This window comes from Alphaproteobacteria bacterium (assembly GCA_019635875.1).
GTDB lineage: Bacteria > Pseudomonadota > Alphaproteobacteria > Reyranellales > Reyranellaceae > JAFAZJ01.
The window spans coordinates 83,908-95,000 of the sequence record JAHBYP010000012.1 but is presented as its reverse complement, the minus strand read 5'-3'; the positions used below and the strand labels follow the sequence as shown (position 1 = coordinate 95,000).

Below are 11,093 nucleotides of genomic sequence, written 5' to 3'. Positions count from 1 at the left end.
CCGAGAGGCGTAGGCGCAGCGAAAGCGAGTCTGAAGAGGGCGCTATAGTTGCACGGATCAGACCCGAAACCGGGTGATCTAGCCATGGGCAGGTTGAAGGCGTGGTAACGCGCGCTGGAGGACCGAACCCACTTCCGTTGAAAAGGCAGGGGATGACCTGTGGCTAGGGGTGAAAGGCCAATCAAACTCGGAAATAGCTGGTTCTCCGCGAAAACTATTTAGGTAGTGCGTCGCGTGAATGCTGCCGGGGGTAGAGCACCGGAAGGACTAGGGGGGCCCAAAGCCCTACCAAATCCTACCGAACTCCGAATACCGGCAAGTCTTGCGCGGCAGACAGACGGCGGGTGCTAAGGTCCGTCGTCGAGAGGGGAAGAGCCCAGACCGACAGCTAAGGTCCCGAAATCGTGGCTAAGTGGGAAAGGAAGTGGGAAGGCCAAAACAACCAGGAGGTTGGCTTAGAAGCAGCCATCCTTTAAAGAAAGCGTAATAGCTCACTGGTCTAGACAAGCCGTCCTGCGCCGAAAATGTAACGGGGCTCAAGCCACGTACCGAAGCTTCGGGCTTCAGTCTTACGACTGGAGCGGTAGCGGAGCGTTCCGTAGGCCTGCGAAGGTGCATCGTGAGGTGTGCTGGAGGTATCGGAAGTGCGAATGCTGACATGAGTAGCGACAAGGAGCGTGGGAAACGCTCCCGCCGCAAGTCCAAGGGTTCCTGCGCAAGGTTAATCCGCGCAGGGTTAGTCGGTCCCTAAGGCGAGGCCGAGAGGCGTAGTCGATGGGAAGCGGGTTAATATTCCCGCACCTGCTGGTAGTGACGGATTCTGTGGGTTGTCCGGAGGAATGGTTCTATCCGGGCAGCGAAGGAGTCCCAGGAAACAGCTCCAGCGTATAGACCGTACCCGAAACCGACACAGGTGGACTGGTAGAGTATACCGAGGCGCTTGAGAGAACGGTGTCGAAGGAACTAGGCAAAATGCCCTCGTAACTTCGGGAGAAGAGGGCCTCGGCTTTGGGCAACCATCGTCGAGGGGCACAGACCAGGGGGTAGCGACTGTTTACTAAAAACACAGGGCTCTGCGAAGCCGAGAGGCGACGTATAGGGTCTGACGCCTGCCCGGTGCCGGAAGGTTAAGAGGAGAGGTGCAAGCCTTGAATCGAAGCCCCGGTAAACGGCGGCCGTAACTATAACGGTCCTAAGGTAGCGAAATTCCTTGTCGGGTAAGTTCCGACCTGCACGAATGGCGTAACGACTTCCCCGCTGTCTCCGACACCGGCTCAGCGAAATTGAATTCCCCGTGAAGATGCGGGGTACCCGCGGTTAGACGGAAAGACCCCGTGCACCTTTACTACAGCTTTGCAGTGGCATTAGGGAAAGGATGTGTAGGATAGGCGGGAGGCTATGAAGCCGGGGCGCCAGCTCTGGTGGAGCCATCCTTGAAATACCGCCCTTTCGTTCTCTGATGTCTAACCGCGGTCGCGACACGATCCGGGACCCTGCATGGCGGGTAGTTTGACTGGGGCGGTCGCCTCCCAAAGAGTAACGGAGGCGCGCGATGGTGGGCTCAGGCCGGTCGGAAATCGGCTGTGGAGTGCAATGGCATAAGCCCGCCTGACTGCGAGGCCGACAAGCCGAGCAGAGACGAAAGTCGGTCATAGTGATCCGGTGGTTCCGCGTGGAAGGGCCATCGCTTAACGGATAAAAGGTACGCCGGGGATAACAGGCTGATCTCCCCCAAGAGTCCACATCGACGGGGAGGTTTGGCACCTCGATGTCGGCTCATCGCATCCTGGGGCTGGAGCAGGTCCCAAGGGTATGGCTGTTCGCCATTTAAAGCGGTACGTGAGCTGGGTTTAGAACGTCGTGAGACAGTTCGGTCCCTATCTGCCGTGGGTGTTCGAGACTTGCGAGGCGCTGTCCCTAGTACGAGAGGACCGGGATGGACGCACCTCTGGTGTACCGGTTGTGGCGCCAGCCGCATCGCCGGGTAGCTATGTGCGGACGGGATAAACGCTGAATGCATCTAAGCGTGAAACCCTCCTCAAAACCAGGTCTCGCTAGACAGGGCCGTGGCAGACCACCACGTCGATAGGCCGCAGGTGCAAGCACAGCGATGTGTTCAGCCAAGCGGTACTAATCGCCCGACCGGCTTGATCCTTCTCCTTCTCTGCCGTCCCGTGCAGCGGTCATTCCCTGCCGGGCTCACACTCACTGCCTTCAAGACTTGACCCCCAACCCCAGGCGGACTTCGACGGCCTGGTGGCTCTGGCGAGGGGTGAACACCCGATCCCATCCCGAACTCGGCCGTGAAAACCCTCAGCGCCCATGGTACTGCGTCTCAAGACGCGGGAGAGTAGGTCGCCGCCAGGCCTTCAAAGTCCGCCTCAACAACTCCGCTTCCTCTCAACGACGCCACCCCACACCATCCCCGCGGGATGGAGCAGCCCGGTAGCTCGTCAGGCTCATAACCTGAAGGTCGCAGGTTCAAATCCTGCTCCCGCAACCAACACACCGCCCATCCAAAGCCCGCCACAAGAGGCGGGCTTTGTGCGTTCGTACGTCTGATGGCAGATTCGCGACCGAGCCGTTCCCGTGAACCTGAGGAACCTCCATGGTCGCCAGCAACTGCTTCAAGTTCGTCATGCTGCCGCCGCAGACGGACACGACTCGCGACTGGGCCAGGCGTCTGGCCGAAGCGGTGCCCGAAGCTCGTGTCGTCGTTGCTGAAGATTCCGATATCGCCGCACGCGAGATCGTCGACGCGGAAGCCGCCTTCGGCTGGCTTGGCAACGAGCTGCTGTCGAAAGCCACGAAGCTGCGCTGGCTGCAGGCGCCGATGGCGGCGCCTCCGGCCGGCTACTACTACCCCGAGCTGACCAGCCATTGCGTGCGGGTGACGAATTTCCGCGAGATCTACAACGATCACATCGGCGCGCACATTCTGGCCTTCGTCCTGGCCTTTGCCCGAGGGCTGCACAAGTTCATTCCACAGCAGCTGCGCCGGCAGTGGAAGAAGAGCCCGCTGGAAGACGGCGACGTCGTGCACTTGCCCGAAGCGACGGCCCTGATCGTCGGTGTCGGCGGCATCGGCGCCGAGGCCGCGCGCCTGCTCGCGGCGTTCGGCGTGACCGTGCTGGCAACCGACGCACGCCGCACGGCGGCACCCAGCGGCGTCGCCGAGCTGCATCCGCCGAATGCGCTCGACGACCTGCTGCCGCGCGCCGACTTCGTCATCCTGACGGTGCCGCACACGCCGTCGACCGAAGGCTTCTTCAACCGGGCCCGCTTCCAGCGCATGAAGCGGACGGCGATCTTCATCAACATCGGCCGCGGCATGACCACCAGGCTCGATGACCTGGTCGCGGCGCTGCAGGCCGGCGAGATCGCCGGTGCCGGACTCGACGTCTACGAGAAGGAGCCGCTGCCGAGCGATCATCCGCTCTGGGCCATGCCGAACGTCTTGCTCACGCCGCACATAGCGGGACACGGGCCATACCTGAACGAGCGCCGCTTCCAGATCGTGGCGGACAATTGCCGCGCCTTCGCGGCCGGGCTTGCGTTGCGCAACGAGGTCGACAAGGCGTCGTGGTTCTGAAGGCTGGCTGGCCACGCCGCCAGGGCTTCGCAAGCGCGTGCGTTGGCTTGTAGAATGTCGTCGGACCAAAGGAGGAGACGATGTTCAGTCACATTTTTGTCGGTGCCGACGATGTTGCGGCGTCGAAGAAGTTCTACGATGCAGTGCTCGGCGCGATCGGCATACCGGAGGGCAAGGCCGATCCAAAGGGCCGGGTGTTCTACCGCACGCCTACCGGCACATTCGGCCTCACCAAGCCGATCGATGGCAAGGAGGCGACGCACGCCAATGGCGGCACCATCGGCTTTGCCTGCGACAGCCCCGAGAAGGTGAAGGCCTTCCACGATGCGGGCGTCGCCAACGGCGGCAAGAGCATCGAGGATCCCCCGGGTCCGCGTTCGGCCGGTGCCGTGACGCTTCATCTCGCCTATCTGCGCGATCCCTACGGCAACAAGATCTGCGCGCTGCACCGCGGCGGCTGAACCGGTTCCTTCGTTGAAGGCCCGCCATCACTGGCGGGCCTTTGCGTTTACGCCGGTCAGAACATGTCGGGGGTGATCACGTTCTGCGGCCGCGGGCCGACCAGTGCCGCGTGCATGGTTTCAGCCGCCAGCCGCCGCGTGTTGTCCCAGGCCTCGGGCGTGAAGAAGGCGGAGTGCGGCGTGATGATCAGGCGCCCTTCGCACCACGGCTCGCGCGCACGGTAGGCACGCAGCAATTCGGGGATGGGCTCGACCGGCGGCTCGACGGGCAGCACGTCGAGGCCGACGCCGGCGAGATGGCCGCGCTTGAGCAGGTCGGCAAGCGCGTCGACGTCGACGATCGGCCCGCGCGCCGTGTTCACCACCACGCCGCCCTTCGGCATGCGCTCGAGCATGGCGCGCGAGATCATGCCGCGCGTCTCCGGCGTCAGCGGCGCGTGGATCGACAGCGTGTCGGTTTGCTCCATCAGCGCCTCGAGCGAGCGCACGCGCTCGACGCCGACGCCCAGCTCCGTACCGTTCGGCATATAGGGGTCGTAGACGACGACGCGGAACTGGAACGCCTTGGCGCGCAGTGCTGCCGCCGTGCCGATGCGACCCAGTCCGACGATGCCGAAGGTTTGCACGCCGTTGCGCTTGAGCAGCGAGTCGCGCACATAGCTCCACCGCGCGGGCTGCGGCCGGCGCTGCGCCTCGAGGTGCAGCGCGATGCCGCGACGCAACGCCAAGGCCAGCGCCAGTGCATGGTCGGCTACTTCGGTCGTGCCGTAGTCCGGCACATTGCACACCATCACCTTGCAGGCCTCGGCCGCCTTGCGGTCGATCTTGTCGTAGCCGACGCCCATGCGCACGATGCAGGCGAGCTTGGGAAACCTGGCGAAGTGCTCGGCGGTCACCGCGTGACGCATCACCAGCAGGCCATCGACATCCGCGCAGTCGCGGTCCTCGAGCAGCGAGAGATTGTCGACGTTGCGCCACACCACGCGGACGTCGGGCCCGAACACCTCGCGCTCGACCTTGTCGTCGTCGTAGAGCTTCTCCGCGTACAGCACTGTCTTGACCATGGCTTGGCGTCTCTCCATCGAGCAGGCGTTTGCGCCATTCAAGGACCTCCGGCATCGCAGGACAACAACGGAGAGTGGGATGTCTGCTCTGCAGGGGGCAGGGAGCCGGCACGACCCTTCCCGCTGCCGGCGAACCTGAGGACTGCTTCTGATCTCGAGGCGAGGAGCGTCACATGGCCGAGTATCCATGACCGCGCACCCCGGCTTCCGTCGGGAAGCGCACACAGCAGGAGGGCGGCCATGGCAAGTCAGCCGTTGCGGAAAGCGTAGCCGTAGCCGTTGAGCGCCGGCGCACCGCCGAGATGGGCGTAGAGGATCTTCGCGCCCTTGGGAAAGAAGCCCTTCTTCACGAGGTCGATGGTGCCCTGCATCGATTTGCCCTCGTAGACCGGGTCCGTGATCATGCCCTCGAGGCGGGCGGTCAGGCGGATCGCCTCCTTGGTCTCCTCCGACGGTACGCCGTAGGCGGGGTAGGCGTAGTCCTCGATCAGCACGACGTCGTCGTCCTCGATCTGCTTGCCGAGCTTGACCAGCCTGGCGGTGTCGCGCGCGATCTGCAGGACCTGCGCCTTGGTCTGCGCCGGCGTGCCCGAGGCGTCGATGCCGATCACCTTGCGTTGGCGGCCGTCCTTGGCGAAGCCTACGACCATGCCGGCATGGGTCGAGCCGGTCACCGTGCAGACCACGATGTAGTCGAAGGCGAAGCCCAGTGCCTTCTCCTGCTCGCGCACTTCCTCGGCGAAGCCGACATAGCCCAGGCCGCCGTACTTGTGCACCGAGGCGCCGGCGGGGATGGCGTAGGGCTTGCCGCCCTTGGCCTTCACGTCGTCGATCGCCTCCTGCCAGCTCTTGCGGATGCCGATGTCGAAGCCGTCATCGACCAGCCGCACGTCGGCGCCCATGACGCGGCTCAGCATGATGTTGCCGACGCGGTCGTAGACGGCGTCCTCGTGCGGCACCCAGCTCTCCTGAACCAGTCGGCACTTCATGCCGATCTTGGCCGCGACGGCCGCCACCATGCGGGTGTGGTTGGACTGCACGCCGCCGATGGAGACCAGCGTATCGGCGTTGGAAGCCAGCGCATCCGGAATGATGTACTCGAGCTTGCGCAGCTTGTTGCCGCCGAAGGCAAGGCCGGAATTGCAGTCCTCGCGCTTGGCGTAGAGCTCGACCTGGCCGCCGAGGTGGGCCGACAGTCGCTCCAGCTTCTCGATGTGGGTGGGACCGAAGGTGAGGGGGTAGCGCGGGAAGGTCTCAAGCATGGTGAATTGATAGCAAATCTCCCACTGAAGGTGCTCTCGAAGAAGCTGCAGTTCTTGCGATCTCCTTCCACTCTGGAGCAGGAGAATTGAGAAAGAGATCATTCAGTGCTAAGAATTCGGAAGAATCGTCCAGGAGGCTGTCATCGATCGCGTCGATCACAAGATGCTGCGGCTGCTGCAGGCCAACGGCCGCCTGAGCAATGCCGAGCTGGCCGGGAAGGTCGGCATCAGCGCCGCGACCTGCCACCGACGTACGCAGCGGTTGTTCGAGGAGGGCTTGATCGCTCAGGTGCGGGCCATGGTCGACCCGCGCAAGGTCGGCCGCGGCGCGCTGGTCATGGTCGGCGTGGTGCTCGATCGCTCCACGCCCGAGAGCTTCGCCCAGTTCGAGAAGGCAGCGGCGAAGCTGAGGTTCGTGCTGGATTGCCATCTGGTGGCAGGGGATTTCGACTACTTCCTGAAGATCAGGGTCGGCGACATGGCCGATTTCAACCGCATCCACGGCGAGCAGCTGATCGCGCTGCCTGGCGTGCGTCAGACACGCACCTTCTTCGTGATGAAGGAGGTCGTCGACAACGCGCCGCTCGACTTCTGATGTGCTGTCGCCCTTGTGTTGTGTGGAAGACACATGCGGCCAGAATCGGCATCATTGCCGAGCAACCCCTGGCGGCGAACCCTCATGCGCACTCTGCTGACGAACGCGACGCTTATCGACTGCGTCCAACCCAGAGCGGTTGAACGAGCAGCGGTGCTGATCGAGGGCGGTCGCATCCGCGAGATCCGCAACGACGGTGGCATTTCCGAAGCCCGCGATACGACGGTGGTCGACCTGCGTGGCGCCTACTTGATGCCCGGGCTATGGGACGTCCACGTCCATCCGGACTACTACTCGGTCACCCAGATGCCGGTGGCCGATCAGGTCACGCTGTTCGGCCATCGGCTGATGTCGGCGCTGACCGAGTCCGGCATCGTCGGATTTCGCTGCGCCGGGTCGCACAGCTACATGGACGTCGCCTGGAAGCGTGCTTTCGACTCGGGCCAGTATGTCGGACCGCGCCTGTTCGCCTCGGGCCACTTCCTCACGACCACCGGCGGCCACTTCCTGACCTCCGGGCATGCGCTGGAATGCGACGGGCCCTACGGCTTCGTCAAAGCCATTCGCGAGGAGATCAAGAACGGCGTCGACCACATCAAGCTCAACCTGTCAGGCGGAATCCTCGGGCCCGCCTGGGATCGACACCAGAACTCCTTCCTGCTGGAGGACGAGCTGGAGGCCGCGTTCGCGATCTGCCGGCTGCGCGAGTTCAAGGTGATGGCGCATGCGACCAATCCCGATGCCGTGAAGAACGCGATCCGGCTGGGTGCGCACAGCGTCGAGCACGGCTACATCATGGACGACGAGTGCATCGAGCTCTTCCTCAAGCACGACACCTGGTACGTGCCGACACTCGCGATCAGCCATCTCACGCCCGGCCAGGCGACCAACGATTGGGAGCGGCGCTGGGTCGAGCAGCGCAACATGGCGTATGACCTGTGCTGTCGCGCCGATGCGGCGTCGGACGTCCATCGCGTCGGCTTCGAGAAGGCGCTCAAGGCGGGCGTGAAGATGGCGCTGGGCTCGGATATCCGGCCGCTCAAGGAGGCCGCGCTGCTCGAGCTCGGGCTCTGGGTGCGCTCCGGCGCGACGCCGTGGCAGGCGCTGGTTGCGGCGACCCGCAATGGTGCCGCCATCTGCGGCGTAGGCCACGAGCTGGGGACCATCGAGGTGGGCAAGCTCGCCGACCTGATCGTGGTCGATGGCAATCCGCTCGAGGACATCAACAACGTGCGGCGGCTTCAGCTGGTGCTGAAGGAAGGTGTGATCGTGTCCGACAGGCGCGATCCTTGGTCCAAGCCGCAGGCGCCTGCGTTCTAGCTGCCGGTCGAGGCGTACCGTGCCACGCCGGCGCGCCAGGCAAGGAACGACAGCGCGAGGAAGGCGAAGCCGGCCAGCGGCGTGAACGGCAGCAGCCAGTCCGGTGCGCCCAGCGGATCGGGCCGCTTCAGGATTGCGAGCACCGGGTAGTAGGCGACACAGGCCAGCGGCACGCCGAAGGTCAGCAGGCGGCGGAACCACGTGGCGTAGATGTTGAGCGGATACTGCGCCGCCTGCACGCCGCCATAGGTCAGCACGTTGGCGATCTCCAGGCTCTCGACGGTCCAGAAGGCCATCGTCGCCTGCAGCACCAGCATGCCGAAGAACAGCGCGACGCCGCCGGTCACGGCCCAGATGGCCATCGCGATCGCCGGCCCGTCCCAGTCGATCGGCACCAGCCTGCTGGCGATCGCCAGCACGACGACGCCCTGGATCAGGCGCCCCAGCCGCGACAGCCGTACCTCGTGGCCGGCCAGCTGCAGCGCGGCGGCGCGCGGGCGCAGCAGCACCCGGTCGAAGGCGCCGGTGCGCACGAAGTCGGTGCCGAACACCTCGAAGCCGCGGGTGAGCATGTCGGCGAGCGAGAAAGTGATGTTGACCAGCGCGTAGAACAGCGCCGCCTCGCCGAAGCTCCAGCCGCCGACCGAGCCGAAGCGGCTGAACAGCGCGTACACGCCCAGGATCTCGATCGACGTCGCCGCGCACTGGCCGAGGATCAGCATCAGGGTCGCCGCCGGATACTGCGCCTGGGCACGCAGCGAAGCGGAGACGTAGCGGCCGTAGAGAGCGAGCGCGTTCACGGTCAGCCGCCCTGCATCTCGAGCCGGCGCATCATGCGCGCCATGGCGAGACGGCCGATACCGATGAGCACCGCCGTCCAGCCTGCCTGCAGTGCCAGTCCCTGCGCCGCCGCGCCGCCGGCGAGATCGGCGAAATAGATGCGGAACGGGATGTCGACGATGCCCGCCAGCGGCTGCAGGTGCAGCCACGATTGCCACGCGTCGGGATAGAAGTTCAGCGGCAGCAGGCTGCCGGAGAGGACGATCACCAGGGGCGTCAGGATCGAGTTCACGCCGCGCTCGTTGAGGCTCGCGGCGACGACGACGTTGGCGAGCATCAGCACGGCGGCTGCCAGCGCCGTCATCAGCACGAAGGCGGGGATGAAGAGCAGCGCCGCCGTGACACTGGCCGGCGGGCGCCACGCCCATTCATCGAGCCCCACGAGCGGCAGGATGATGCCCGCGGCCAGCACCATCAGCAGCGCGCGCGGCAGGGCGCGCGCCAGCATCCATCCCAGCGTGCGCGCGTACCAGAAGCCGTAGGCGTCGAGCGGGCGCAGGCGGTCGTAGCCGATGCCGCCGGTGCGGATCGCGTGGCCGATCTCCGGGTCGGCGACCCAGGGCTGCAGCGCCAGCAGCGCCTGACCCAGCCAGACATAGGTGATGGCGTCGGCCAGGCTGATCGGCGCCGCCGCCGCGTGGGCGCCGTAGAAGGCGGCGAACACCATGATGCGGATGCCGCCCCACCAGAGCTGTGTGGCGAATCCCGCCAGCGCCGCGACGCGGTACTCGAGCAGGAGCTGGAAGCGCGCGCGGAAGGCCGCGAGGTAGGGGCGCAGCGGCAGCATCGTCATGTCTCGTGCGCGTCGTGCAGGGCGTAAAAGCGCGCGATCACCTCCTCGATGGCGACCTCGTCGACATGGATGTCCTCGACGGGGTGCTGCGCGGTGATCGCGGCGATCAGCTGCGGTGTCGGGATGTCCACCGGATTGAAGGCCAGCTCGAGCGAGCGCGCGTCGCGCGAGCGCACCGTGACGCCGGGCATGTCGATCTCGGGGGCGGGGCCGGCGAAGTCGATGTGCAGGCGGCGCTCGGCGAAGACGCCGGATCGCAGGCTGGCGAACGGGCTGTCGGTGAGAACGCGGCCATGGCCGATGACGATGACCCGCTCGGCCAGCGCCTCGACGTCGTGCATGTCGTGCGTCGTCAGCAGCACGGTCACGCCCTGCTCGCGATTGAGCCGGCGCACGAAGTCGCGCACAGCGAGCTTCGATGGCGCATCGAGGCCGATCGTCGGCTCGTCGAGGAACAGGATCCGCGGGTCGTGCAGCAGCGCGGCGGCGAACTCCGCGCGCATGCGCTGGCCCAGCGACAGCTGGCGCACCGGCTGGGCCAGCAGCGACTCGAGCCGCAGCATGGCGACCAGCTCGTCGCGCCGGCGACGATAGCGCGCGGGCTCGACGCGGTAGATGTCGGCCAGCAGATCGAAGCCGTCGAGCACCGGCAGGTCCCACCACAGCTGGCTGCGCTGGCCGAACACGACGCCGATGCCCACGACGTGACGGATGCGATCCTCGTAGGGCACGAGGCCGTCAACCTCGACCCGACCGCTCGTCGGCCTCAAGATGCCTGACAGGATCTTGACAGTGGTCGACTTGCCCGCACCGTTGGGCCCGATGAAGGCCAGCAGCTCGCCCGCCTCGAGATTGAAGGAGACGCCGGCCAGCGCGTGGATCTCGCGCCAGCGTCGGCGCACGAGGCCGCGCAGCGCGCCGGTGAGACCTGGCGCGCGTTCGGCGACGCGATAGGTCTTGGCCAGCGCCTCGACGAGGATCTGGGGCATGGGCGGCTGTCCGCCTGGGGGTCAGAAAAAGGGCGGCGAACCTATGCGCGCTCCGCCGCGGAGTCAATCATCGGCGCGGTCCGATGGCGCCGCAGTCTGCGCATTGACCTAGCTCAAGGCGATCCGCGCCAAGCTGCGTACTGTCAGGCACAGGCGCCGGGGCGACGAGAGATCCCA

Annotated in this window: 9 protein-coding genes, 1 tRNA gene and 2 rRNA genes (1 of these 12 running past the window's edge); 7 read left to right on the top strand and 5 right to left on the bottom strand. The window is 65.5% G+C overall.

Annotated elements, in window-relative coordinates:
- The 5 genes from KF889_28730 to KF889_28710 form a co-directional block, all read left to right on the top strand.
- A 23S ribosomal RNA gene (locus KF889_28730) occupies positions 1-2,155 on the top strand; it begins 590 nt to the left of the window's first position.
- Between the two features lie 97 nt (positions 2,156-2,252).
- Positions 2,253-2,367 (top strand): 5S ribosomal RNA (rrf, locus tag KF889_28725).
- Between the two features lie 59 nt (positions 2,368-2,426).
- Positions 2,427-2,503 (top strand) — tRNA-Met (locus tag KF889_28720).
- 105 nt (positions 2,504-2,608) lie between these two features.
- Entirely contained in the window at positions 2,609-3,592 is a 984-nt protein-coding gene (locus tag KF889_28715; GenBank protein ID MBX3503447.1) for a D-2-hydroxyacid dehydrogenase, read from the top strand.
- 80 nt (positions 3,593-3,672) lie between these two features.
- Complete coding sequence (locus tag KF889_28710) at positions 3,673-4,053, top strand: VOC family protein (protein ID MBX3503446.1); 381 nt, start codon at positions 3,673-3,675, stop codon at positions 4,051-4,053.
- A gap of 56 nt (positions 4,054-4,109) precedes the next feature.
- Here KF889_28710 and KF889_28705 read toward each other — a convergent pair whose 3' ends face one another.
- Entirely contained in the window at positions 4,110-5,117 is a 1,008-nt protein-coding gene (locus KF889_28705) for a C-terminal binding protein (GenBank protein MBX3503445.1), read from the bottom strand.
- Positions 5,118-5,365: 248 nt separating this feature from the next.
- Positions 5,366-6,379: a 1-aminocyclopropane-1-carboxylate deaminase gene (locus KF889_28700; GenBank protein MBX3503444.1), complete on the bottom strand. Its 1,014-nt coding sequence runs from the start codon at positions 6,377-6,379 to the stop codon at positions 5,366-5,368.
- A gap of 163 nt (positions 6,380-6,542) precedes the next feature.
- Here KF889_28700 and KF889_28695 point away from each other — a divergent pair, with 163 nt between their 5' ends.
- Both KF889_28695 and KF889_28690 read left to right on the top strand, forming a co-directional pair.
- Complete coding sequence (locus tag KF889_28695) at positions 6,543-6,974, top strand: Lrp/AsnC ligand binding domain-containing protein (GenBank protein ID MBX3503443.1); 432 nt, start codon at positions 6,543-6,545, stop codon at positions 6,972-6,974.
- Between the two features lie 153 nt (positions 6,975-7,127).
- Positions 7,128-8,294 carry an amidohydrolase family protein gene (locus KF889_28690; protein ID MBX3503442.1) on the top strand — a complete coding sequence of 389 codons (1,167 nt, stop codon included), beginning with the start codon at positions 7,128-7,130 and terminating at the stop codon, positions 8,292-8,294.
- Here KF889_28690 and KF889_28685 read toward each other — a convergent pair.
- From KF889_28685 to KF889_28675, 3 genes are all read right to left on the bottom strand, one after another.
- A complete protein-coding gene (locus KF889_28685; GenBank protein ID MBX3503441.1) occupies positions 8,291-9,016 on the bottom strand; it encodes an ABC-2 family transporter protein in 726 nt (241 codons plus the stop codon). The two genes, KF889_28690 and KF889_28685, sit on opposite strands and share 4 nt — an antisense overlap.
- 80 nt (positions 9,017-9,096) lie before the next feature.
- Entirely contained in the window at positions 9,097-9,927 is an 831-nt protein-coding gene (locus KF889_28680; GenBank protein ID MBX3503440.1) for an ABC transporter permease, read from the bottom strand.
- Complete coding sequence (locus tag KF889_28675) at positions 9,924-10,916, bottom strand: ABC transporter ATP-binding protein (GenBank protein ID MBX3503439.1); 993 nt, start codon at positions 10,914-10,916, stop codon at positions 9,924-9,926. The genes KF889_28680 and KF889_28675 overlap by 4 nt, the downstream gene beginning before the upstream one ends.
- Between the last annotated feature and the right edge of the window lie 177 nt (positions 10,917-11,093).

Coding starts and splice junctions, on each gene's coding strand:
- KF889_28715 (MBX3503447.1), top strand. CDS start 2,609: ATGGTCGCCAGCAACTGCTTCAAGTTCGTCATGCTGCCGCCGCAGACG.
- KF889_28695 (MBX3503443.1), top strand. CDS start 6,543: ATGCTGCGGCTGCTGCAGGCCAACGGCCGCCTGAGCAATGCCGAGCTG.
- KF889_28675 (MBX3503439.1), bottom strand. CDS start 10,916: ATGCCCCAGATCCTCGTCGAGGCGCTGGCCAAGACCTATCGCGTCGCC.
- KF889_28705 (MBX3503445.1), bottom strand. CDS start 5,117: ATGGTCAAGACAGTGCTGTACGCGGAGAAGCTCTACGACGACGACAAG.
- KF889_28685 (MBX3503441.1), bottom strand. CDS start 9,016: ATGCTGATCCTCGGCCAGTGCGCGGCGACGTCGATCGAGATCCTGGGC.
- KF889_28680 (MBX3503440.1), bottom strand. CDS start 9,927: ATGACGATGCTGCCGCTGCGCCCCTACCTCGCGGCCTTCCGCGCGCGC.
- KF889_28710 (MBX3503446.1), top strand. CDS start 3,673: ATGTTCAGTCACATTTTTGTCGGTGCCGACGATGTTGCGGCGTCGAAG.
- KF889_28700 (MBX3503444.1), bottom strand. CDS start 6,379: ATGCTTGAGACCTTCCCGCGCTACCCCCTCACCTTCGGTCCCACCCAC.